Source organism: Allobosea sp. NPDC055594, from assembly GCF_053618995.1.
Genome location: NZ_JBSHIO010000004.1, coordinates 277329 through 299399 on the forward strand (window position 1 = coordinate 277329; position 22071 = coordinate 299399).

Below are 22071 nucleotides of genomic sequence, written 5' to 3' on the forward strand. Positions count from 1 at the left end.
CGAGCCAGCCTTGACCCTGGCGGCGTCGGTTCATAGCTTCCGGAACGAATGGCGGCGCGAAAGCCGTCTCGCAAATCGAAAAGGCGACAGCCATGGCGACGACGAAAGTGACCGATGCGAGCTTCGAGGCCGATGTCCTCAAGTCGAGCCAGCCGGTGGTGGTGGATTTCTGGGCCGAGTGGTGCGGCCCCTGCCGGATGATCGGCCCGGCGCTCGAGGAGATCGCTGGCGAGCTCGACGGCAAGGTCAAGATCGTGAAGATGAATGTCGACGAGAACCAGCAGATCCCGGCCCAGTTCGGCATCCGCTCGATCCCGACCCTGATGCTGTTCAAGGACGGCAAGCTGGCCTCGCAGAAGGTCGGCGCCGCCCCGAAGAGCGATCTCTCGCGCTGGATCTCGGCCGCGGTCTGATCCTTTGCAGCTGCAGTGAAAGAGGCCCGCCTTCCCCAGGGAAGGCGGGCCTCTTCTGTTCCAAGCGCGCCCTCATTCCGGCTGGAGCGAGGCGAGAGGCCTCAGCCCTTGCGGTTGTCGAGCGCGAAGGAGCCCGGGCCGGCGAAGACAATGTAGAAGAAGATGAAGCAGAACAGCAGGGCCGGCTCGCCGCCATTGAGCAGCGGATAGAAGCTCTTGGGCCCATGCGCCATCCAGTAGGCGACGGCCATCAGCCCCGACAGGACGAAGGCGGTCGGACGGGTGAGGAAGCCGAGCGCGAGCAGCGCACCGCCGACGACTTCGAGCACCGCCGCGGTCCAGCTCAGGCTGAAGGCGGCCGGCATGCCCCAGGAGGGCGCGACCGGAAAGGCGAAGAGCTTCTGGGTGCCATGAGTGAAAAAGGTCAGCGCCGTGACGATGCGCAGCAGCGCGAGCGAATGCGGAGCAAAGCGGCTCAACGAACTCAGGGTCGGCATGCAGAAATTCTTTCCTATTCGAGACTAGATTAGAGAAATTCCATTCGAATGGCGATCTTTGCTGGAAAATATCTGATTCACCACTCAAGGCGGTTGTCAGCGACGGCTCAGGGGCGATCAACTCACATTTTCGTTTGCAGTGCAGCAAAGGTCGGCGACGGCAAATCCGCCACAGTGCGGAAAACTTGCCTCTTTGGCGGCATTCCGCCGCGCGGCGCGCTTAACCGACCCTTAAAAGCGCCATGTTTAAATTCTGTTTGGAAATTGGCTGGCCGCCTGTCGCGCGCCGGCCATGGGGCCTGAACGGGGCGGGATGAACGACCGGTCGAGACGGAACGGAGAGCGGCGCGAGCCCTCATTCGAACCTGCGCGCGAGAATTACGAGCGCGACGACGGCGAATTGCGCCTATCGGCCGAGGACCGCCCCTATCGCGGAGGAAAGAACCCCGTGGCACCGCGCCAGCAACCACGCCGCCAGAAGACCGAAGGGCGTGGCGGCCGCAGGCCGCGCCGCAAGGGCCGCTCCTTCTTCGGCCGGATCTTCTATTGGGGCTTCGTCCTCGGGCTCTGGGCCGTGCTCGGAGTCGGCGGGGTCGTCGCCTATCACGCAGCGCAATTGCCGCCGATCGACCAGCTCACCGTGCCGAAGCGGCCGCCGAACATCGCGATCCTCGCCGCCGACGGCTCGCTGCTCGCCAATCGCGGCGAGACCGGCGGGCGGACGATCACGCTCGGCGAAGTCCCGCCTTATCTGCCGAAAGCCTTCGTCGCCATCGAGGACCGGCGCTTCTACGAGCATTTCGGCATCGACCCGATCGGCCTCACCCGCGCCGTCGTCAACAACGTCACGAAGCGCGGCGGCGTCCAGGGCGGCTCGACCCTGACCCAGCAGCTCGCCAAGAACCTGTTCCTGACCCAGGAACGCACCGCCGCCCGCAAGATCCAGGAAGCGATCCTCTCGCTCTGGCTGGAGCGGACCTACACCAAGGACCAGATCCTCGAGCTCTATCTCAACCGGGTATATTTCGGTTCGGGCGCCTATGGCGTCGAGGCCGCCTCCCAGCGCTATTTCAACAAATCGGCACGCTCTGTGACGATCGCCGAGGCGGCGATGCTGGCCGGCCTCGTCCAGGCGCCGTCGCGGCTGGCGCCGAACCGCAATCCGGAAGCGGCGGAGAAGCGCGCCCAGCTGGTGATCTCGGCGATGGCCGATCAGGGCCTGATCTCGCAGGCCTCGGCCAAGGGCGCATTGATCGCGCCGGCCGAGGCGGCCGAGCGCACCGGCGCCGGCTCCGTCAACTACGCCGCAGACTACGTCATGGACGTCCTCGACGACTTCATCGGCGCGATCGAGGGCGACGTCACCGTCCTGACCACGATCGACACCAAGCTGCAGGCCAGCGCCGAGACGATGCTGGTCGAGACCCTGAACGCCCAGGGCGCCAAGCAGAACGCCAGCCAGGGCGCCATCGTCTCGATGGCGCCGGACGGGGCGCTGCGCGCGCTGATCGGCGGGCGCGACTACACCAAGAGCCAGTTCAACCGGGCGACGGCGGCGCGGCGCCAGCCGGGTTCGGCCTTCAAGCCCTTCGTCTATCTCGCGGCGCTGGAGAACGGCCTGACGCCGGATGCGATCCGCGACGATTCGCCGGTCTCGATCAAGGGCTGGCAGCCGGAGAACAACAGCCGCACCTATCGCGGCCCGGTGACGCTGCAGACCGCCTTCGCGCTCTCGCTCAACACCGTGGTGGTCAAGCTCAACCAGGAGATCGGCCCGAAGGAAGCGGTCCGGGTGGCACAGCGCCTCGGCATCAATTCGGCGCTGCAGGCCAACCCCTCGCTGGCGCTCGGCACCTCCGAGGTCACGCCGATCGAATTGACCAGCGCCTATGCGACCTTCGCCAATGGCGGCAAGAGCGTGCTGCCCTATGTCATCCGCGAGGTGAAATCGCTCTCCGGCAAGGTGCTCTACGCCCGCAAGGCCTCCGGCTTCGGCGAGGTGGTGAAGCCGCAGATCCTCTCGATGATGAACACCATGTTCAACGAGACCATGGTGCGTGGCACCGGCAGCAAGGCGAATTTCCCCGGCTGGGAGCTCGGCGGCAAATCGGGCACGACGCAGGATTTCCGCGATGCCTGGTTCGTCGGCTTCAGCTCCCGGCTGGTGACGGCGGTCTGGATCGGCAACGACGACAACAGCACGATGAAGCGCGTCTATGGCAGCGGCCTGCCAGCCGATATCTGGAGCAAGTTCATGAAGGCCGCCCATGCCGGCCTGCAACCGGCGCCGCTGCCCGGCGGGCTCTGGCATAGCGGACCGAAATCGATCTTCGAGCCGGGCGAGCCCGTCGCCGGCGTGGCGCCGCGGCCGCAAGCTGCGATCGAGGGCGACCGGGCCTGGACCCCGCCCCCGCCGCAGGAGAAGAACTTCCTGGAGCGCCTGTTCGGCGGGTAGAACATCGTCATTCCGGGCTCAGACCTGTCGGCCTGCCCCGGAAAGACGACGAGGTCGCAGATGCCTCACGTCCCGCGCGGCTTGGCCCGCGTCGTCGGCGGCGCGGCGGCCGGATCGTCCGGCCAGGGATGGCGCGGATAGCGGCCCTTCATCTCGGCCTTCACCGCGGCCCAGGAGCCGCGCCAGAAGCCCGGCAGGTCGCGCGTCACCTGGATCGGCCGATGCGCCGGCGAAAGCAGCTCCAGCACCAAAGGCACGCGCCCGCCGGCCAGCGCCGGGTGTCTGGCGAGGCCGAACAGCTCCTGGACCCTGACCGAGATCGTCGGCCCGGCTTCGGCGCCATAGTCGACGGCGAGCTGCGAGCCGGTCGGCGCGGCAAAATGCGTCGGCGCCTCGGCATCGAGCCGGCGCTTCAGATCCCAGGGCAATAGCTCAGCCAGCGCGCCGTCGAGATCGCCCGGCGTGATCGCGGCGAGCGATGTACGACCGACGATATGCGGCGCGAGCCAGTCCGCCGCGCCCTCGGCGAGCCCGGAATCGGAAAGATCCGGCCAGCCGCTACCCGGCCCCTCAGCCGCACGCAGGAAAGCGACGCGCTCGCGCAATTGCGCCTGCGCCTTGCTCCAGGGCAGCAACGCAATGCCGAGGCCGGCAAGGCCCTTTGCCAGGACGACGGCGTTCTCCTCGCTCGCCTCGACCGGCAAAGGACGCTCGGCCAGGACCAGCGCGCCGAAGCGCCGGCTGGCGCGGGCGCGTAGCGCCCTCGCGGCGCGGTCGAACGAGGTCTCGGCCTGTTCCGACAGGCGGGTACGGATCAGGCCTGAGGCGGCGAGTTCGGTGATCTCCGCCTCGTCGATGGCGGCGGCACTGAGGATACGGGCTTGGGCGGCGCTGCCGGTCATCTCGCCGACGACCAGATAGGGCTCGCGTGCGAGGCGCTGGCCGGGCTCCAGCGCGGCGCCGCGGCCATTCGCCAGCAGATACTGACCGGAGCCGGGCTGGCGCGCCTTGGCGACCCGGTCCGGGAAGGCGAGCGCCAGCAGGAAACCGGGTGAATGCGTACCTGCCTCGCTCTTCGACGACTTCGCCTGCGCCTGCCTCGCCCAACCCTCGGCGAGGCGGCGCATGTCGGCGGCGCGGCCGCCGCGCTCGCGCCCGAAACGCTCCAGGCGCTCGGCGAGGTCGATCGCATCGCCGCCGAGCCCGCGCTCGACCAGGAGGGCGGCCAGCGACGCCGCCTGCCCGGCCTCGCCGAAGCCGGCGGCGCCGGTGACCATATGAGCGAGGCGCGGCGGCAGCGGCAGCGCCTGCAGCGCCTTGCCGGAGGCAGTGATGCGGCCGTCAGGATCGAGCGCTTCCAGATCGTTCAGCAGCAGCCGCGCTTCCTTCAGCGCCGGGGCGGGCGGCGGATCGAGGAAGGCGAGCGTCGCGGGGTCGGCGACGCCCCAGGCGGCGCAGTCGAGCAGCAGCGGAGCAAGGTCGGCGGAGAGGATCTCCGGCCGGGCGAAGGCCTCGAGCGCGCCATTGCCGGCCTCCTCCCAGAGCCGGTAGCAGATGCCGGGCTCGGTGCGGCCGGCGCGGCCGCGACGCTGGCCAGAGGCCGCACGGCTGGCGCGCTGGGTGACGAGCCGGGTGATGCCGATATCGGGCTCGTAGAGCGGCACCCGCGCCAGGCCGGAATCGATGACGACGCGCACGCCCTCGATGGTCAGCGAGGTCTCGGCGATCGCGGTCGCCAGGACGATCTTGCGCCGGCCCGGGGGGGCCGGCAGCACGGCGCGGTCCTGCTCGGCCTGGTCGAGCGCGCCATAGAGCGGCGCGATCTCGACGCTTGCGTCGCGGATCTTTTCGCGCAGCCGCTCCTCGACCCGGCGGATCTCGCCCTGCCCGGGCAAGAAGACGAGGAGCGAGCCGCGCTGCTCGTTCAGCGCCAGCAGCACGGCATCCGTAACCTGGTCCTCGATGCGCTTCAGCGGGTCGCGGCCGAGATAGCGTGTCTCGACGGGATAGGCGCGGCCCTGGCTCTCGATCACCGCGGCATCGCCGAGCAGGCGCGCGACCCGCGCGCCGTCGAGCGTCGCCGACATCACGAGGATGCGCAGGTCCTCGCGCAGACCGGCCTGGGCGTCGAGCGCCAAAGCGAGGCCGAAATCGGCATCGAGCGAGCGCTCGTGAAATTCGTCGAAGAGTACCGCCGCGACACCCTCCAGCGCGGGGTCGTCGAGGATCATCCGGGCGAAGACGCCTTCGGTGACGACCTCGATGCGCGTCTTCGGCCCGATCTTCGAGCCGAGGCGGACACGCAGACCGACCGTCTCACCGACACGCTCGCAAAGCGTCTGCGCCATCCGGGCGGCGGCGCCGCGGGCGGCAAGCCGGCGCGGCTCCAGCACGATCAGCTTGCCGCCCTTGCTGCCATCTTGGGCCCAAGGCTCGTCCAGCAAGGCGAGCGGCACGCGCGTGGTCTTGCCGGCGCCGGGCGGGGCGACGAGCACCGCGTTCGGCCGCGCGCGCAAGGCGGCGGACAGATCGTCGAGAACGGCGTCGATCGGCAGGGCTGTGTCGAAGCTGCGCATGCCGGCATGTGCCCCGGAGGCAAGCGCCTGCGCAAGGGTTTCGGCCGCGTATAGGCGCCTCGCCTCAGGCGGCGCGGCGCAGCCCGACCTCGAAGGGGTGCAGGCTGACCGCGCCGATGCGGGCCGAGACCAGCGTGTTGCGCGGCAACGCCTGCCAGCATTCACGCGCCGCATCGACCGGCTCGGAGGCGATCACCACCGCATCGCCGCGGTCGCAGAGATAGAGCGTCGGCGGCTTCTCGTCCGAGGACCAGCGGACGGCATGGATGGTCTCGCCATCGGCGAGCGCGGCAGCGCAGCGCAAGGGCTCCCGGATGCCCGCCTCCTGCATCAGGGCGAGCGCATCGCCGAGCGCGCCGGCCAGCGCCTCGCCCGGCTGCGCGCCCTCGCTGATCCGCGCCAGCGCCAGCAGGAACAGCACCTCCGAATCGGTGGTGCCGACGCGCGCGCCATAGAGCGGGTCGGGAATCAGGCTCTCGAGCCGGCGCCGGATCAGGCCGTAGCCGCCGATCTGGCCGTTATGCATGAACAGATGCCGGCCATGGACGAAGGGGTGGCAATTGGCCCGCGTGCTCGCCGTGCCGGTCGCGGCGCGGACATGGGCGAAGAACAGATGCGAGCGGACGAGGCGGGCGATCGAGAGCAGGTTCTCGTCCGACCAGGCCGGGCGGATCTCGCGGTACTGGCCGGGCTCGGGCCGCTCGCCATACCAGCCGACGCCGAAACCATCGCCATTGGTGCCGGTCTTGGCCTCCTCGGCATGCAGCGACTGGTGGATCAGCGAATGGCAGGGCGAGGCGACGAGATCCTCCAGGAACACCGGCGCGCCGGCATAAGCGAGGAAACGGCACATGGGCGGCCCCGAATCAGGCGCGGCAGGACGCCGCAAGGTCAATCTGCGCGACAAGCATGAATGCCGCCATAACGGCTTTTTTGGAGCAGGCGCTACCGGCATGTCCACGACCCGCCCAGCGCGGCGGTGGCGGTTGCGACCCCTTCGGGCATCGTTTAACCAACAACCGCAGTGGGGCAGGCAGTTCCGCGCCAAGCGGGCGGGGGAGACGATCTTGAAATCGATGCTGACAGCAGCGGGCGCAGCGCTCGCGTTCGGCCTGTTCCCGCAAAGCGCGCTCGCCGCCGGCGACATCGGCGGCGCGACCATGAGCGTCGCCTGGGCCCTGCCCTTCGCCGGCATGCTGCTCTCGATCGCGCTCGGGCCGATCCTGTTCCCGCATTTCTGGGAGCATAACTACGGCAAATTCGCCGCCTTCTGGGCGCTCCTGCTGCTGGTGCCGCTGGTGCTGCTGCGCGGCTTCGAGCCGGCGTTGGGTGCGCTGCTGCACACGGCCCTGCTCGAATACACCCCCTTCATCATCCTGCTCTTCGCCCTGTTCACCATCGCTGGCGGCATCCTGGTGATGGGCAACCTGCACGGCACGCCGGCGACCAACACGGCGCTGCTCGCGATCGGCACGGTGATGGCGAGCTTCGTCGGCACGACCGGCGCCTCGATCATCATGATCCGGCCGCTGCTGCGCGCCAACGACAACCGCCGCCACAACGTCCATGTCGTGGTGTTCTTCATCTTCCTGGTCTCGAATATCGGAGGCTCGCTGACCCCGCTCGGCGACCCGCCGCTGTTCCTCGGCTTCCTGCGCGGCGTCAGCTTCTTCTGGACGACGACGCATCTTTTGCCGGAGACGAGCTTCGCTGTCGTCATCCTGCTCGCGCTGTTCTACGCGCTCGACAACTTCCTGTTCCGCAAGGAGGAGGGCCTGCCGGCGCTGAAGGATCCGACGCCGGACCGCGCCATCAAGCTCTATGGCAAGATCAACATCCTGCTGCTTTTCGGCGTCATCCTCGCCATTCTGATGTCGGCGAACTGGAAGCCGGGCGTCGTCTTCACCATCCAGGGCGTCCATCTCGAACTGCAGAACATCGTGCGCGACGCGATCCTGCTCGGCCTCGCTCTGCTTTCGCTGAAGCTGACGCCAAAGCCGGTGCGCGCCGGCAACGAATTCAGCTGGGGCCCGATCCTGGAGGTCGCCAAGCTGTTCGCCGGCATCTTCACCTGCATCATCCCGGTGCTGGCGATGCTGCAGGCCGGCAAGGACGGCGCCTTCTCCTCGCTGGTCGCCATGGTCAGCAATGCCGATGGCAGCGCCAACAACGTCGCCTATTTCTGGCTGACCGGCATCCTCTCCTCCTTCCTCGACAATGCGCCGACCTATCTCGTCTTCTTCGAGCTGGCCGGGGGCGATGCGAAGGCGCTGATGACCACGGGCGCGCTGACGCTGACCGCGATCTCGGCCGGAGCCGTGTTCATGGGCGCCAACACCTATATCGGTAACGCCCCGAACTTCATGGTCTACGCCATCGCCAAGGACCGGAAGGTCGCGATGCCGAGCTTCTTCGGCTACATGGCCTGGTCGGGCGGCATCCTGATCCCGATCTTCCTGCTGCAGACGCTGATCTTCTTCCGCTGAGGCGCGGCCGTCATTCCGAGACATGGCGAAGCCATGGGCCCGGAACCCATATCCGCCAAGGCTGTCGAACGGCCCGAGCCGATCAGCGCCTATCGGGCCGGGCTTTGGCCATGGGTTCCGGCCCGGCCTCGGGCCGCGCCGGAACGAGGTCGTGGTTCCTCCCTGCAGCGACATCGTCTAAACCGTCGCTGACCGATCAGAGAGCCGTTCCATGACCTTGCGCCCAGACACGCTGGCGATGACCGCCGTCCTCGCCATGCTGACCGCGCTGGGCCCGCTCTCGACCGATTTCTACCTGCCTTCGCTGCCGGAGATCGCCCGGGCGCTGGGCACTGACATCGCCGGCGCCCAGGCGACGCTCTCGGCCTTCCTGTTCGGCTTCGCCGCCGGCCAGATCGTCTGGGGCCCGCTCTCCGACCGGCTCGGGCGCCGGCCCGTCCTGCTGATCGGCCTCGGCCTCTTCCTGGTCATGACGCTCGCCTGCGCCTTCGCGCCCTCGATCGAGGCGCTGATCGGCGCGCGCTTCGCCCAGGCGCTCGGCGCCTCCGGGCCGATCGTGCTCGGCCGCGCCATGGTCCGCGATCTCTATGACGGACCGCGCGCCGGGCGCGAGCTAGCGCGGATGGGGATGATCATGGGGCTGGTTCCGGCCGTCGCGCCGGTCGTCGGCGGCCTGCTGCAGAACGCCTTCGGCTGGCGCTCGACCTTCATCGCGACGCTGCTCGTCGGGCTCGCCGTGCTCGCCGTGGTCGCGACGATCATGCCCGAGACGATCCGCCGGCGCTCGCCGGAGAAGCTGTCCCTGCTCGCGATCTTCCGCGGCTTTGGCGTGCTGCTGCAGAACCCGGCCTATCGCGTCTATGTCAGCCTGACCTCGCTCGCCTATGCCGGGCTCTTCTCCTTCATCTCCGGCTCCTCCTTCGTCCTGATCGGAATCTACGGCCTGACCCCGCCGGTCTACGGCCTGTCCTTCGGCTGCGTGGTGCTCGGCTACATTCTCGGGACGATCCTGGCCCAGCGCCTGGTCGGGCCCCGCGGTCTCGACGGGGTGATCGCGCTCGGCGTCGCCTGCCTCGCCGGCGGCGGCATTGCAATGCTGGTCTGCGTCGCCAGCGGCTTCGGCGGACCGCTCGGCGTGATCGCGCCGATGGCGGTCTATGCCTGCGGTGTCGGGCTGACCATGCCGCAATCGCAGGCGGCGGCGATGATGCCTTTCCCGGACCGGGCCGGTGCCGCCTCCTCCTTCACCGGCCTCTGCCAGATGCTGCTCTCGGGCTGTGTCGGCCTGCTGGTCGGCCACCTCCTCAAGGCGTCGGCCCTGCCGCTGCCGCTGGTGATGTCGGCGATCGGCGTGGCGGCATTGGCGCTGTTCCGCGCCAGCGCAGCGGCCCGCGCCCAGAAGGGCTGAAGGCGCTGCCGCGCCCGGCAAAGCCGCAGCCGCTCAATTACCCATGCGGTCGCGCCATTGCCGCTCGCCGGCCATGCAGCCGACTCTGGGCGGGCGGGACTGCGCCTTCTGGAGCAGAGCCTCGCCAGCGGGGACCTCGGCGATCTCGCGGACCAGCTTGGTCCGGGTCGCGTCGACGAACTGGTGGCGCTCGCGAATCGGGATGACGAAGGCGCCGACGCCGGTGATGACGCAGTCCTCGTAATAGACGTCGAGATTGTCGATGTCGAAATAGCTCGCCGCCTTCAGCATCACCGGCAAGCCGTTGATGCTGATGCCCTTGTCGCGGGCAGCGTCACGGGCCTGGGTCACCGGCCTGCCGTCATTGTTGGCGCCGTCGCCGGAGATGTCGATGACCCGGCGCATGGCGACGACATTGCTCTGCTCGAGCAGGGCCATGCTGAGATCGATCGCGCCCGAGATCGAGGTCCGCCGGCCACGCCGTGTCGGCGCCTCGCCCAGCTCTTCGGCGAAGGCGATCGCCGATTGCGGCGATTCGATCACCGTCCAGGGCTTGACGATGTGCTGGAAGTCGCCGCCGGCCCATTCGAAATAGGTCACCGCGATCTTGCCGATCGAGCCCTTGGCGATGGCCTCGTGCAACTGGCGCGAGCGGAAGGCCTCGATATAGCCGTTGCGCTGCAAGGCGAGCTCGTCGAGATCCATCGAATAGGAGACGTCGACGGCCAGGACCAGCGCGACATCGACCTCCTCGGGCGGGGACGCCGCCGGCTGGGCCTCGGGCGCGGTGGCCGGCCAGAACGCCGCGGCCGAGAGACTCAAGAGACCGAACAGCCAGGGCCGCATCGTCACCTCCATCATCTGCCGTCGAAGCGTAACGCCGGAACGCGAAGATGATTCGGGCGAAGGCCGGCTTCAAACGAATGTGATGGAAGTCTGCTCCGAGTTTCCAGCGCCGCCAAGCATGAAAGCTGGGCAATCAGGGGCTGGTTCCCGCAAATGTGATCCAGCTTCGCGAACCGGCCGGTGCTCCCGATACTGCTCCGGCGCAGATGATCGCCGTCAGGCGGCGCGGCGCTTCTCCACGATCGCGAGTGCCGCGGCGAAGGCTTCGTCGACGCCCAGCGCCGAGGTGTCGAGCAGGATCGCGTCCTCGGCCGCCTTCAGCGGCGCATCGCCGCGGCCGCTGTCCCTGGCATCGCGCCGGCGGATATCGGCGAGAATGCCCTCGAAGGACGCCGTGTCGCCACGGCCCGCCAGTTCCCTGTGCCGGCGCGCCGCGCGGACCTCCGGCGTCGCCGTGACGAAGAGCTTCGCCGTCGCCTGCGGGCAGATCACCGTGCCGATGTCGCGCCCGTCCAGCACCGCTCCGCCGGGAGCGGCGGCGAAGCGGCGCTGTCGATCGATGAGAGCCCGGCGGACGGCCGGAATCGCGGCGACCACCGACGCGGCCTCGCCGATCTCGCGACCGCGCAGCCGGTCCTCGTCGAAGCCGCTCTCGTCGAAGCCGGCCGCGGTCGTCGCCGCGGCCTGCGGATCGTTCAGGTCCTGCCCGGCATCGAGCATGGCCCGCGCCACCATTCGGTAGAGCAGCCCGGTATCGAGATAGGGCAGGCCGAAATGCGCGGCGAGCCGACGCGCCAGCGTCCCCTTGCCCGAGGCTGCCGGGCCGTCGACCGCGATCACCAGAGGCGCGGCGAGACCGGCGGTCACGCTCGTCTGAAAGGGCTGTCGCGGCAGGGTCACGGGCGTCTCTGGGTTCTCGGCAGGCCGGCGGCGCGGAGCGCCGGCTTCAGCAGCGCCGGCCTTCGCTTTTCATCTCCTGCTCTAGAGCATGGTGCGGGCAAGGGGGAGCCGTTTTTCTTGCCCGAGCCCGCACGTCGGGGCCGGGTTGTTTTGCGGCATGCGGGCCGCCCGCCGGCACGGGAGAAATCAGTATTTGACAGGCGCGCCCTGCCCGACTAACGGACGCCCCTGCTTTTCAGAACCCTTTCCGCACGTAACTCGAAGGTCCGACGCCGTGGCGAAACCGGAACTTGGCACCAAGCGCGTTTGTCCCGTGACAGGCCGCAAATTCTACGATCTCGACAAGGATCCGATCGTCTCCCCCTATACCGGGCAATCCTATCCGCGTTCGGTGTTCGAACCGCAGGCCAAGGCGGCGGCCGTTGCCGCAGCCAAGCCGAGCGATGACGAGGACGAGACGGAGGCCGGCGACGGCGCGGTCGAACTCGTCTCGCTCGACGAGGCCGATGCGGAAGCCTCCGAGAAGGAGGCTGTCGTCACCAGCGACGACGATATCGAGATCGAAGACGACGGCAGCAGCGCCGACGATGACGACACCTTCCTGGAAGAGGACGAGGAAGGCGACGACGACGTCTCCGACCTGATCGATGGCGACATCGAGGGCGACGAGGACGCCTGAGGCGCCCTTTTTCCAGGCCCGAATGAAAAAGCGGGACACGCTTCACATTCGGGCTTGTGTCCAGGCGAAAGCCTGCCTATAGAGCGCTTCGTCGCTGCCGCGACGAGGCGCAGGGCTCCACCGGAGCCGGCGATAAGAGAATTCCAGCCGCTCCCCAAGGTGGCTGCGATAGTGGGGCCATAGCTCAGTTGGGAGAGCGCTTGAATGGCATTCAAGAGGTCGGCGGTTCGATTCCGCCTGGCTCCACCAAATCTCCCAGACATTGGCGACACGCCCCCCCCCAGACATTGTCTGATTTCGGCGCCTTGACGCGCTGGCGGTCCGGCTTCCCCGTACAGTCCGCGCTTTGCTGAATGGCGGCCCTCCTCGACATCCACAGCCTTTCGGCAGCGTTGCCGGCAGCCGATTCGCATTCCGAACGATCGGCGGCCGAATCATCGGCGGGTTTGAAATCGACCGGACGCCCGACGCGGCGACGACCATGCCGCGGGCATTCGCAACACGTCATCGCATGACGTCGCAGCTGGATCGCCGAGCGCCCTACCGGTCGCGGGCCGGCGATCCAGGCCATTGTCTATGCATCGGCTTCGTCCGAAGAGCGGCTTCTGCTTCTCGGCCCGATGTTCTCGGCCTCTCGGGTCAGTTCGGCTCGGCGCCACGCAGGTTCTGCATGACCAGCCGCGCGACCAGGGCGGACGCTTCGATATGGGGCATGTGCCCGGCGCCGGCGAGCCGGTGGCAGGCGGCATGACCAGGCAGATCGCTCTGATGGCCCTGCGGAACGATGCGGTCGCCTCGGCCCCAGATGACCTTGAGCGGCCCTGTGAAGCGTTCGAGATCGGCGGCGATTCGGATCGTCTGCGTGCCGTCCGGAAAGAGCGACTGCGCCAGCTGGGCCTGGGCCGCACCGACGCCGAAACGCTCGCGCTCCCGCAGCACCGCCTGCGCATAGCCGCGCGGCAGCGTTGCGGCATCGCCGACCAGGCGCTCGAGCCAGGGCTGCAGGCTTTCCGGGGTACCGGCCGCGAGGAAGCCGGCAAGGAACGCTCCGTCGATCTCCGGTCCGAGGCCGGCCGGGGCGATCAGGGTGAGCGAGCGGACTCGCACAGAAAGATTGCCCGACAGGACCGCCGCGACGGCGCCGCCGAGCGAATGGCCGACGAGATCGCATTCGCGCGCGCCGCTCGCTTCGATCTGCGCGAGCACCGCCTCGGCGAGATCGTCCAGCGAGGGCCTCGACAGGGCCGCGGCGCGGCCATGGCCCGGCAGTTCCGGGGTCAGGACCTGGCGCCCGCCATCGAGATGCGGCCGGAGCATGTTCCAGGCTGCCGCATTGGCGCCGAAGCCGTGGATCAGGACCAGCGGGGCGGCGGTCGTCGCCGGTATCGCGGAAACCGGCCTGGTCGGTGCCGCAGTCACGGGGGCCGGTACCGGCCCCCGCTCACGCAAGGCCCGCTCCACGTCGCGGCTCTTGATCCGCCCGCCCGGCCCACTGCCGGTGAGGCCCGCCGGATCGAGACCGGCCTGGCGCGCCAGGCGGCGTGCCAGCGGCGAGATGCTGATGCGCCGGCCGGCCTCGCCGGCGATGGCCGCAGAGGCCGGGCCGGCCGGTGCGACCGGCATGTCCGGAGCCGACACCGGCAGCTGGGCCGCAGCCTGCGGCGCAGGCGCCGGAAGACTGTCGGCGATGCGGCCGAGCACGGCGCCGATGCCGACCTCCGCACCCTCGGGCATCAGGATTTCGACGAGGATGCCGTCGTGCTCCGCCTCGATCTCCGTCGCGGCCTTGGCGGTCTCGACGACGACGACGACCTCGCCCGCCTTGACGGGATCGCCGACCCCGGCCGACCAGGAGACGACGGTCGCGCTTTCCATATATTCGCCGGCACCCCCGGCGAGCGTGATGTCACCAGACATGTCCACTCCTCAGGCCAGCGCCCGGCGAGCCGCCGCCGCGATCTTGGCGGCATCGGGCAGCACGGTGCTTTCCAGCGGCTCGCTGTAGGGAATCGGGATGTCGTGGGTCGCGACACGCTCGACCGGCGCATCGAGCTCGTCGAAGCAGCACTCCATGATCGTCGCGCTGAGCTCGGCGGCATAGCCGCAGAAGCGCCAGCCCTCATTGACCACCACCGCATGGTGCGTCCTGGCGATCGAGGCCCGGATCGTCTCGCGATCGAGCGGCCGCAGGGTGCGCAGGTCGACGACCTCGGCCGAGACGCCCTCCTTCGCCAGCTCCTCGGCGGCCTTCAACGCGTCGACCACCATCTTCGAGGAGGCGATGATCGAGACATCCGTGCCGGCGCGGGCAATGCGCGCCTTGCCGATCTCGACGAGATGCTCGCCATCGGGCACCTCGTCGCGGCTGTTGTAGAGCAGCTTGTGCTCGAGGAAGACCACCGGGTGATCGTCGCGGATCGCCGCCTTGAGCAGCCCCTTGGCGTCGGCCGCCGTCGCCGGCGCGACGACCTTGATGCCGGGGATGTGCGCGACGAGCGCGTCGAGACTCTTGGAATGCTGCGCGCCGGCGCCGGCGCCGCCACCGCCTTGCGTGCGCAGCACGAAGGGCATCGTGACCTGCCCGTTCCAGATGTAGTTGTAGATCGAGGCCTGGTTCATCAGCGCGTCGACGCTGAGCGGCAGGAAGTCGGCATACATGATCTCGAGCACCGGCCGGGTGCCGGCCATGGCCGCGGTCACCGCCATCGCGGTCAGCGTCTGCTCGGAGATCGGCGTATCGCGCACGCGCTCCGGCCCGAACTCCTCCATCAGGTCCCTGGAGACCTTGAAGACGCCGCCATAGACGGCGATGTCCTCGCCCATCAGCCAGACGGATGGATCGCGCTGCATCTCCTCGCGCAGCGCCGCACGCAGTGCCTCGGCATAACGCATCATCGCCATGGTCAGGCTCCCGCGACGGTGTAGGGCGCGCTCGGCGCATGGTCGGTGAAGGTGGGCAGCGGGTCGTTCAGCGCCCGCTCGACCGCGGCATCGACCTCGGCGCGCGCCTCGTTCGCAAGGGCGTCGAGACGCTCGGCCGGGACGCTGTCGGCCAGCATGGTGCGCGCCAGCATGATCGGGTCGCGCTCGCGCCAGATGGCGAGGTCCTCGTCCTTCTGGTAGCCGCCGACATCGCTCGTCGAGAAGCCGACCATGCGATAGGTCTTGGCCTCGACGAGGGACGGCCCCTCGCCGCGCCTTGCCCGCTCGACCGCGGTGCCGACGGCGCGATGGACGGCGATCACGTCATTGCCGTCGACGATCTCGCTCGGCATGGCGTAGCCCGCCGCACGGACCGAAAGGTCGGGCACGGAGGACTGCGTCGAGTGATGCGCGGTCAGCCCGTACTGATTGTGCTCGAGTACGAAGACGACCGGCAGCTTCCACAGCGCCGCGATATTCATCGATTCGTGGCAGATGCCGGTCTGCGCGGCGCCGTCGCCGAAGATGCACATGGCGACGCGCTGGCCGCCATCGGCCCGGTTCTTCATCTGCAGCGAGACGGCGAAGCCCGTCGCCGCCGGAATGCCGCCGCCGACAATGGCGTTGCCGCCGAGCAGGCCCTTCTGCATGTCGGCGATCAGCATATGCCCGGCGCGGCCGGCGCAGGCGCCGGTGGCGCGGCCGAGGATCTCGGCGACGATCGGATGCATGCCGACGCCCTTGCCGACATAATGCGCATGGCCGCGATGCGTGCTGGTCAGCAGGTCCTCGTCGTCGAGCATCGCGGTCGCACCGATGCCGACCGCCTCCTGGCCGTCGCAGCGATGGATCGGCCCGCGCGTCTTGCCGGCCTTGTGCAATTCGCCCAGGCGCTCCTCGAGATGGCGAACCGCCACCATGCGCCGCAGCATCTCCAGCTGCTCCTCGACCGTCGGTGAGTTCTTCATCGCCACCCTTCTCCCCGCGCCGCGCAGCATCGCCCGCCCTCGGGGGCAAGCGCGGCTCCGGCGCGCCGTGCCTTTTGCCGACGGGGACCCTAGCGCAGTCGGCGGCACAGCGCTATAAGTGTCTACACAAGATAATGCAGTCTTGAAACGCACGGCGGAACCAACCGCAGGGCGGCACGGACGCCCTCCGATCGCGAGCAGCGGGCGGCGGCACCATCGGACAGAACGGGCGGCCTTCCGCCGGAGCATGGAGAAGCACGATGATCTTCGACCACCGCGTCTATACGGCCCGCCCGAACCGCCTGAACGACTTCCTGAAACTCTACGAGGATGTCGGCCTGCCGATGCAGCGCCAGTATCTCGGCGAGCCCTTCGGCTTCTTCCAGACCCATATCGGCGAGCTCAGCCGGGTCGTTCACCTCTGGAAATACGACAGCCTGGCCGATCGCGAGGCGCGCCGCGACGCCATGGAGGCCGATCCCGCCTGGCAGGCCTATCGCCGGCAGGTCGTGGAGGCCGACCCGCTGCTCGACATGCGCAACCAGATCCTCAAGCCGGTCTCGTTCTTCAACCCGAAGGGCTGAGCCCACGCGCCGCCCCGGACGCCATTCATGAAACTCGATTTCCACATCGGCGATACGCGCTGGCGGATCGCCTGTGACGCGGCCCGGGCGCCGCGAACCCTCGCGGCGCTGAGCGCGACGCTGCCGGCGGCGCTGCAGCTGCACACGCCGAAGATCGCCGGCCAGCACATCTACTGGCACGCCCCCTTCGTCGAGGACGCCGAGGGCGGCGTCGACGTGATGGAGGCGCAACCGGGCGCCTTCCTGTACTGGCCCGCCCGGCAGTTCCTCGAGCTGATCTTCGCACCGCTCCAGGCCGAGACGGCTGAGGTCACATTGCTCGGCCAGATCGAGGGCGGGCTGCCCGAACTGCAGGCGCTCGGCCTGGGCCTGCGCGAGCAGCACGGGCGCAGGCTGTTCTCCGGCGGCCTGACGCATGCCGAAACCGCCCCGCCGGTGAGCGCCGCTGCCTCGCCGCTGCCGGCAGACCTCGTCGCCATCAGGCAAAGGCTCTGGAGCGCCTCGCCAGCCGATATCGAGACCCTGCTGGCCTCGCGCGCCACCATGCACCCCGCCGGACCGCTCTTCCTCGCCGAGTCCGAGGCCCGCATCCTGCACGAATTGCTCTGGTGGGTGCGCGGTGGCCTTGCGACGGAAGAGCCGCGCATCTCGCGCCGCATCGCCGCCGTGGCCTGCAACAAGGCCGCAACGAGGCTGCGCGATTTCTGCCATCTCGGCGAGAGCGCAGCGGCGATCTTCGCCCTGGAGGCGGCGTTCGGCCGCGAGGAAATTCCGCTCGCCGAACTGACCGACGAGGCGATCCTCTGCGCCGGTCGGCTGGCAGCCTGGCTCGACCTGCGCATTCCCTGGTCGGCGGTGAACGAGGCGGCGAGATCGGCGCTCGACGAGGCCGGCACCGAGGCGACCGCGCCATGAACACCGGACTCGCCTCCCTCCCCGATGGCGGGGCCCTCGCCTACACGGTCCGCGGCGAAGGCCCGGCGCTCGTGCTGATCTCGGGCCTCGGCGGGCTGGCCTCGTTCTGGAACGCCTTCGCCGAGATCTGCGCCCCGCATTTCCGGGTCGTCACCTATGACCATCGCGGCGTCGGCGGCTCCTCGACTCTGGAAGGCCCAACCAGTATCGCCGCGATGCGCGAGGACCTCGTCGGCCTGCTCGACCATCTCGGCATCGCCAGCGCCGCCATCCTCGGCCATTCCACCGGCGGCGCGATCGCGCAGAGCCTGGCGCTCGCCCATCCCGCTCGCGTCTCGCGGCTGGTGCTGTCGGCGACCTTCGGCCGCCCTTGTGCCTATATGCGCCGCCTCTTCGCCGGGCGGATCGAATTGCTCGACCAGCTCGGCATCGACGCCTATCGCCGCCATGCCGCGACGCTGCTCAACGCCCCTTATTGGCTCGATGCGAACGACGCCGTCGTCGAAGCCGAGCTGCAAGCGGCCGCAGCGCGTTCGAAGCCAACGGATGCAGCGGTGGTGCGCGAGCGCATGCTCGCCGTGCTCGGCCACGACGCCCATGACCGGCTGGCGCAGATCGCCGCCCCGGTGCGCGTCGTGGTCGCGGCCGACGACATCGTGACGCCCGCCTATCTGTCGCAGCGCCTCGCGGACGCGATCCCACAGGCGGAGCTACGGCTGCTGCCGCGCGGCGGCCATTACGCCATGCGGGCGGAGCCTGCGCTCTACCGCGACGCGGTGCTGGATTTTCTGCGCGACGGGCTCCCCGCCGCCGAGACGAGGACATGATCATGGACATCACCCCTGAGCGCGGGCCGATCGGCGTCGTCGGGCTCGGCACGATCGGCCAGCGCTGGGCGGCGACCTTCGCCCATCACGGCTACGAGGTCTCCTGCTACGATCCCGACCCGGCGCGCTGGGAGGCGTTCCAGACGCTGCACCCGGCCCTGATCGACGATCTCGAGCGCCTGGCGCCGGCGCGGGCCGCGCGCGGCCCTATCCGCTTCTCGACCGATCTCGGCAAGGCGCTCGCCGGAACCGCCTTCGTTCAGGAATCCGGCCCCGAACGCCTCGACCTCAAGCAGGATCTGCTGGCAGGGATCGAGCGGCATGTCGGCGAGAACGTGGTGATCGCCTCCTCCTCCTCGGCGCTGCTGGTCTCGGAGATGCAGGCGAAATGCACGCGGCCACAGCGCGTCGTCCTCGCCCACCCGTTCAACCCGGTCCATCTGATGCCGCTGGTGGAGATCGTCGGCGGGCGCGAGACCTCTCCTGAGGTCGTCGAGCAGACACGCGCCTTCTACGAGGCGCTCGGCAAGAAGCCGGCCGTGCTGCGCAAGGAGGTCACCGGGCATCTGGCGCTGCGCCTGATGGGCGCGATGTGGCGCGAGGCGATCGCGCTGGTCGAGAGCGGCGTCGCCAGCGCCGAGGATGTCGACCGCGCCTTCTGCTACGGGCCGGGCCCGAAATGGACGCTACAGGGCTCGTTCATCTCGAACCACCTCAACGCCGACGGCATCGAGTCCTTCCTGACCAAATACGGCAAGACCTATCAGGACATCTGGGACGATCTCGGTGATGCGAAGCTGCAGCCGGAGACGATCACGCGCGTCTCGCGCGAGGTCCGCGAGGCGATCGGCGAGCGCAGCGATGCCGAACTGCGCGACCAGCGCGATGCTGGTCTCGTCGATCTGCTGCGCGTGATGACGCAGCGCGCCGCCCTCTGAGGACAGCAACGGGAGCCCCCGCATGGCCACGGACTTTCCCTACCGTACAGCTCTCGTCACCGGCGCCTCGCGCGGCATCGGAGCCGCGATCTGCCGCCGCCTGACCGGGCTCGGCATGAGCGTCTACGGCGTCGCCCGCAGCCGCGAGGCGCTCGACGGCGGCGTCGCCGAGCTCGGCGTCCTGCCCGTCATTGCCGATGTGCGCGACCCCGACGCGATCGTCGCCGGCCTCGCCGGCGCCGAGATCGACGTCCTCGTCAACAATGCCGGCATGGTCGCGACGGTGAAGCCGCTCTACGAGCAGAGCGCCGAGGAGATCGCCGAGACGATCGCGGTCAACCTGACCGCGCCGATGCTGCTGATGCGCGCCCTGCTCGGCGGCATGGTCGCGCGCCGGCGCGGCCATGTCGTCAACATCACCACGACCGCGGCGCGCGGCGTGCTCGCCGGAACCTCGGCCTATGGCGGCGCCAAGGCCGGCCTGTCCCATGCCTGCCGCTCGCTGCGCTACGATCTGGCCGGCAGCAATGTCCGGATCACCGATCTCGCGCCGGGACGCGTCGAGACCGAAATCTATCTGCGCGCCTTCGGCGGCGACCGCAGCAAGCTGCACGACACGATGTACGGCAATGTCCGGGCCCTGCAGCCGCAGGACATCGCCGAGACCATCGCCGCCGTGCTCAGCCTGCCGCAGCATGTCGACGTCACCGAGATCGAGATCTCGCCGACCGACCAGGCCGTGGGCGGCCATGTCTTCAAGTCCGTGCAGGGCTGAGCCGCAGAAGCGTTCAGGCGTCCCGGTCGACCGGGGCGCCATCGGTCAGCTTCGCCAGCACGGCGTCGCAGGCCAGTTGCCAGCTCGCCTCGACGCCCTCGGCCGTGAGGACCTGCAATCCGCATTCGGTGATGCCGCCCGGCGTCACCAGGCTCTGCAGCAGAGCCTCGCCGGTTTCGGGCCGTTCGGCGATCATCCGCCCCGCGGCGACGAAGGTCTCGGCCGCCAGACGCCGTGCGGCATCCGGCGCCATGCCATGGGCCACCGACCAGTCGCGGCCGAGGCCGATCAGCATCTGCGCCCAGCCATAGATCGCGGCGCTGACGGTCGCGGTCTCGAACTCGGCCTCGTGCGAGAGCGGAATCACCGAGCCGAGCCGCTCCAGCAACGGCCGGAGCGCCGGCAGATCAGGATAGACGGTCGTCGGGCTCGCCCCAAGCGAGGAGGCGGTCAGCGGCATGATCCGCGCGACCTGCGCCGGCGCCGCGGCCGCCCGAAGCGCGTTCAACTGCACGCCGGCACAGGCCGAGACCAGAATCTGCCCGGAACGCCAGCCGAGGCCGGTGACCGCTGCGATGGCGTCGCAGGGGCGCGTCGCCAGCAGGACGATATCGGCCACCGCCACGAGCCCCAGATTGTCCGTTGCGAGATCGATCCCGTGCCGCTCCGCCAGTTCCGGGCCATAGCCGCGCGACGACAGGATGAGTTCCGACGCCGGCAATCCGCTACACAGGAGACCTGCGATGATCTCCTGTGCGAGATGGCCGACGCCGAGAAAGCCTATTCTGGTCATAATGCATCCATGAGTGCACACACCACCGGGCGGGTTTGCGATCGGTGGTTGATTTTTGGCCGCGACACCATTTGAAACGTCGAGCGTCGTGAGGCCGCGAACGTCGCGGCAGCAGATCGGCCGTAAAGAGAGGCGGAATGCCGGACACCGCAAAGGCTCCCAGCGTCGACCCCGACAAGACGGGCGTGAAATCCATCGCGCCGCGCCGCGCGGCCGACAGCGCTGAACGCGCCTACAAGGCGATCCGGCAGCAGCTGGTCGAATTCAAGATGCGACCCGCGGAGCGAATCAACGAGGTCCATCTCGCGCAGATGCTCGATCTGTCGCGCACGCCGGTCCGCGAGGCGCTGAACCGGCTCGCCTCCGAAGGCTTCGTGGTGTTCACGCCCAATCGCGGCTTCTGCTTCCGCGGCGTCGACATCGACGATTTGCTCGACCTGTTCGAGATGCGCTCGATCATCGAGACCGGAGCCTTCGCCCTCGCCTGCGAGCGCGCCGACGAGGCTGGGATCGCCCGGCTCCAGGCCTTCTGGGCCGATGCCCGCGTGCGCTACGAGAACAAGGATCCCGACGAGATTCTCGAACTCGACGAAGGCTTTCACGTCCATCTCGCCGAGCTCGCCAATAATCCCGAGATCGTCCGCCAGCTGATCGGCGTCAATGCGCGCATCCGCTTCGTCCGCCGCGTCCAGATCGAGAACGGGCCGCAGCACTGGAGCCTGGTCGAGGATCACAGCCGCATCGTCCAGGCGATCGTCGACCGCGACCGCGACCGCGGCATCGAGATCCTGCGCAGCCACATCTCGCTGACCTTCGCCGAGGCCCGCGCCGTGCTCAAGGAAGCCCTGCTCAAGATCTTCCTGCCCGAGCAGTCCACGCCACGCCGCGGACGTTCCCGCGCCCGGAAATAGTCCGACGCCCTCGGCCTCGCCATATTCTGGACGGTGACGGCAGGCCCCGGCCAAGGCTGGCGCCCGCCACGTCCCTTTCGTTGCCGCACTCTGTCCAGGCATTGAATTCAAAGCGCTTTTCTTCATTCCATCATGGCTGGCCGAGACAGGGCTGACATGGCTTTGCTCCGCATTTCAC

20 protein-coding genes and 1 tRNA gene are annotated in these 22071 nt (G+C 68.9%); 12 read left to right on the forward strand and 9 right to left on the reverse strand.

Annotated elements, in window-relative coordinates; all coding sequences use genetic code 11:
- The first annotated feature begins 92 nt into the window (after positions 1-92).
- Entirely contained in the window at positions 93-413 is a 321-nt protein-coding gene (trxA, locus tag ACWGRX_RS10820) for a thioredoxin (protein ID WP_291638482.1), read from the forward strand.
- A 101-nt stretch (positions 414-514) separates the two neighbouring features.
- Here trxA and ACWGRX_RS10825 read toward each other — a convergent pair whose 3' ends face one another.
- Complete coding sequence (locus ACWGRX_RS10825; RefSeq protein ID WP_452117546.1) at positions 515-910, reverse strand: DoxX family protein; 396 nt, start codon at positions 908-910, stop codon at positions 515-517.
- A gap of 313 nt (positions 911-1223) precedes the next feature.
- Between ACWGRX_RS10825 and ACWGRX_RS10830 the strand changes: the two genes are divergently transcribed.
- Entirely contained in the window at positions 1224-3365 is a 2142-nt protein-coding gene (locus tag ACWGRX_RS10830) for a transglycosylase domain-containing protein (protein WP_452117547.1), read from the forward strand.
- A gap of 65 nt (positions 3366-3430) precedes the next feature.
- On the opposite strand, the gene hrpB is transcribed toward ACWGRX_RS10830, so the two are convergent.
- Both hrpB and ACWGRX_RS10840 read right to left on the reverse strand, forming a co-directional pair.
- The gene (gene hrpB / locus ACWGRX_RS10835) at positions 3431-5941 is read right to left on the reverse strand and encodes an ATP-dependent helicase HrpB (protein ID WP_452117548.1); all 2511 of its coding nucleotides are present in this window, start codon (positions 5939-5941) and stop codon (positions 3431-3433) included.
- Positions 5942-6005: 64 nt separating this feature from the next.
- Positions 6006-6794, reverse strand: coding sequence for a class II glutamine amidotransferase (locus tag ACWGRX_RS10840; protein WP_452117549.1), 789 nt, complete (start codon positions 6792-6794; stop codon positions 6006-6008).
- Between the two features lie 223 nt (positions 6795-7017).
- On the opposite strand from ACWGRX_RS10840, the gene ACWGRX_RS10845 reads away from it, so the two are divergent.
- Both ACWGRX_RS10845 and ACWGRX_RS10850 read left to right on the forward strand, forming a co-directional pair.
- On the forward strand, positions 7018-8427 hold the full coding sequence (locus ACWGRX_RS10845; protein ID WP_452117550.1) for a sodium:proton antiporter: 1410 nt from the start codon (positions 7018-7020) through the stop codon (positions 8425-8427).
- Between the two features lie 211 nt (positions 8428-8638).
- The gene (locus tag ACWGRX_RS10850) at positions 8639-9835 is read left to right on the forward strand and encodes a multidrug effflux MFS transporter (RefSeq protein WP_452117551.1); all 1197 of its coding nucleotides are present in this window, start codon (positions 8639-8641) and stop codon (positions 9833-9835) included.
- A 33-nt stretch (positions 9836-9868) separates the two neighbouring features.
- Here the strand turns inward: ACWGRX_RS10850 and ACWGRX_RS10855 are convergent, their stop codons facing one another.
- Positions 9869-10681, reverse strand: coding sequence for a DUF1194 domain-containing protein (locus ACWGRX_RS10855; RefSeq protein ID WP_452117552.1), 813 nt, complete (start codon positions 10679-10681; stop codon positions 9869-9871).
- A 216-nt stretch (positions 10682-10897) separates the two neighbouring features.
- The gene (cmk, locus tag ACWGRX_RS10860; protein WP_452117660.1) at positions 10898-11524 is read right to left on the reverse strand and encodes a (d)CMP kinase; all 627 of its coding nucleotides are present in this window, start codon (positions 11522-11524) and stop codon (positions 10898-10900) included.
- A gap of 331 nt (positions 11525-11855) precedes the next feature.
- Here cmk and ACWGRX_RS10865 point away from each other — a divergent pair, with 331 nt between their 5' ends.
- Positions 11856-12260, forward strand: a complete 405-nt coding sequence (locus ACWGRX_RS10865) for a TIGR02300 family protein (RefSeq protein WP_291638474.1) — start codon at positions 11856-11858, stop codon at positions 12258-12260.
- A gap of 173 nt (positions 12261-12433) precedes the next feature.
- A tRNA-Ala gene (locus tag ACWGRX_RS10870) sits at positions 12434-12509 on the forward strand.
- 390 nt (positions 12510-12899) lie between these two features.
- Here ACWGRX_RS10870 and ACWGRX_RS10875 read toward each other — a convergent pair.
- Genes ACWGRX_RS10875 through ACWGRX_RS10885 form a run of 3 tightly spaced genes read right to left on the reverse strand, consistent with a single transcriptional unit; the run spans position 12900 to position 16150 of the window.
- A complete protein-coding gene (locus ACWGRX_RS10875) occupies positions 12900-14177 on the reverse strand; it encodes an acetoin dehydrogenase dihydrolipoyllysine-residue acetyltransferase subunit (RefSeq protein WP_452117553.1) in 1278 nt (425 codons plus the stop codon).
- Positions 14178-14186: 9 nt separating this feature from the next.
- Positions 14187-15161 (reverse strand): alpha-ketoacid dehydrogenase subunit beta, encoded by a 975-nt coding sequence (locus ACWGRX_RS10880; RefSeq protein ID WP_452117554.1) that lies wholly within the window; start codon positions 15159-15161, stop codon positions 14187-14189.
- Between the two features lie 2 nt (positions 15162-15163).
- On the reverse strand, positions 15164-16150 hold the full coding sequence (locus ACWGRX_RS10885; protein WP_452117555.1) for a thiamine pyrophosphate-dependent dehydrogenase E1 component subunit alpha: 987 nt from the start codon (positions 16148-16150) through the stop codon (positions 15164-15166).
- A gap of 260 nt (positions 16151-16410) precedes the next feature.
- On the opposite strand from ACWGRX_RS10885, the gene ACWGRX_RS10890 reads away from it, so the two are divergent.
- The 5 genes from ACWGRX_RS10890 to ACWGRX_RS10910 are packed head-to-tail and all read left to right on the forward strand — an operon-like array spanning position 16411 to position 20189.
- Positions 16411-16734, forward strand: a complete 324-nt coding sequence (locus tag ACWGRX_RS10890; protein ID WP_291648168.1) for an NIPSNAP family protein — start codon at positions 16411-16413, stop codon at positions 16732-16734.
- 27 nt (positions 16735-16761) lie between these two features.
- Complete coding sequence (locus tag ACWGRX_RS10895) at positions 16762-17649, forward strand: hypothetical protein (protein WP_452117556.1); 888 nt, start codon at positions 16762-16764, stop codon at positions 17647-17649.
- The gene (locus tag ACWGRX_RS10900) at positions 17646-18476 is read left to right on the forward strand and encodes an alpha/beta fold hydrolase (RefSeq protein WP_452117557.1); all 831 of its coding nucleotides are present in this window, start codon (positions 17646-17648) and stop codon (positions 18474-18476) included. The genes ACWGRX_RS10895 and ACWGRX_RS10900 overlap by 4 nt, the downstream gene beginning before the upstream one ends.
- 2 nt (positions 18477-18478) lie before the next feature.
- Positions 18479-19414, forward strand: coding sequence for a 3-hydroxyacyl-CoA dehydrogenase NAD-binding domain-containing protein (locus ACWGRX_RS10905; RefSeq protein ID WP_452117558.1), 936 nt, complete (start codon positions 18479-18481; stop codon positions 19412-19414).
- 22 nt (positions 19415-19436) lie between these two features.
- Positions 19437-20189: an SDR family oxidoreductase gene (locus ACWGRX_RS10910; protein ID WP_452117559.1), complete on the forward strand. Its 753-nt coding sequence runs from the start codon at positions 19437-19439 to the stop codon at positions 20187-20189.
- A gap of 13 nt (positions 20190-20202) precedes the next feature.
- Here ACWGRX_RS10910 and ACWGRX_RS10915 read toward each other — a convergent pair whose 3' ends face one another.
- Entirely contained in the window at positions 20203-20982 is a 780-nt protein-coding gene (locus tag ACWGRX_RS10915; RefSeq protein ID WP_452117560.1) for a pyrroline-5-carboxylate reductase family protein, read from the reverse strand.
- 137 nt (positions 20983-21119) lie between these two features.
- Here ACWGRX_RS10915 and ACWGRX_RS10920 point away from each other — a divergent pair, with 137 nt between their 5' ends.
- Positions 21120-21893, forward strand: a complete 774-nt coding sequence (locus tag ACWGRX_RS10920; protein WP_291638678.1) for a GntR family transcriptional regulator — start codon at positions 21120-21122, stop codon at positions 21891-21893.
- Positions 21894-22071 lie beyond the last annotated feature (178 nt).

Excerpts from the sequence above, each read along its gene's own strand:
- trxA (WP_291638482.1), top strand. The coding sequence starts at position 93 with ATGGCGACGACGAAAGTGACCGATGCGAGCTTCGAGGCCGATGTCCTC.
- ACWGRX_RS10825 (WP_452117546.1), bottom strand. The coding sequence starts at position 910 with ATGCCGACCCTGAGTTCGTTGAGCCGCTTTGCTCCGCATTCGCTCGCG.
- ACWGRX_RS10830 (WP_452117547.1), top strand. The coding sequence starts at position 1,224 with ATGAACGACCGGTCGAGACGGAACGGAGAGCGGCGCGAGCCCTCATTC.
- hrpB (WP_452117548.1), bottom strand. The coding sequence starts at position 5,941 with ATGCGCAGCTTCGACACAGCCCTGCCGATCGACGCCGTTCTCGACGAT.
- ACWGRX_RS10840 (WP_452117549.1), bottom strand. The coding sequence starts at position 6,794 with ATGTGCCGTTTCCTCGCTTATGCCGGCGCGCCGGTGTTCCTGGAGGAT.
- ACWGRX_RS10845 (WP_452117550.1), top strand. The coding sequence starts at position 7,018 with ATGCTGACAGCAGCGGGCGCAGCGCTCGCGTTCGGCCTGTTCCCGCAA.
- ACWGRX_RS10850 (WP_452117551.1), top strand. The coding sequence starts at position 8,639 with ATGACCTTGCGCCCAGACACGCTGGCGATGACCGCCGTCCTCGCCATG.
- ACWGRX_RS10855 (WP_452117552.1), bottom strand. The coding sequence starts at position 10,681 with ATGCGGCCCTGGCTGTTCGGTCTCTTGAGTCTCTCGGCCGCGGCGTTC.
- ACWGRX_RS10875 (WP_452117553.1), bottom strand. The coding sequence starts at position 14,177 with ATGTCTGGTGACATCACGCTCGCCGGGGGTGCCGGCGAATATATGGAA.
- ACWGRX_RS10880 (WP_452117554.1), bottom strand. The coding sequence starts at position 15,161 with ATGGCGATGATGCGTTATGCCGAGGCACTGCGTGCGGCGCTGCGCGAG.
- ACWGRX_RS10885 (WP_452117555.1), bottom strand. The coding sequence starts at position 16,150 with ATGAAGAACTCACCGACGGTCGAGGAGCAGCTGGAGATGCTGCGGCGC.
- ACWGRX_RS10890 (WP_291648168.1), top strand. The coding sequence starts at position 16,411 with ATGATCTTCGACCACCGCGTCTATACGGCCCGCCCGAACCGCCTGAAC.
- ACWGRX_RS10895 (WP_452117556.1), top strand. The coding sequence starts at position 16,762 with ATGAAACTCGATTTCCACATCGGCGATACGCGCTGGCGGATCGCCTGT.
- ACWGRX_RS10900 (WP_452117557.1), top strand. The coding sequence starts at position 17,646 with ATGAACACCGGACTCGCCTCCCTCCCCGATGGCGGGGCCCTCGCCTAC.
- ACWGRX_RS10905 (WP_452117558.1), top strand. The coding sequence starts at position 18,479 with ATGGACATCACCCCTGAGCGCGGGCCGATCGGCGTCGTCGGGCTCGGC.
- ACWGRX_RS10910 (WP_452117559.1), top strand. The coding sequence starts at position 19,437 with ATGGCCACGGACTTTCCCTACCGTACAGCTCTCGTCACCGGCGCCTCG.
- ACWGRX_RS10915 (WP_452117560.1), bottom strand. The coding sequence starts at position 20,982 with ATGACCAGAATAGGCTTTCTCGGCGTCGGCCATCTCGCACAGGAGATC.
- ACWGRX_RS10920 (WP_291638678.1), top strand. The coding sequence starts at position 21,120 with ATGCCGGACACCGCAAAGGCTCCCAGCGTCGACCCCGACAAGACGGGC.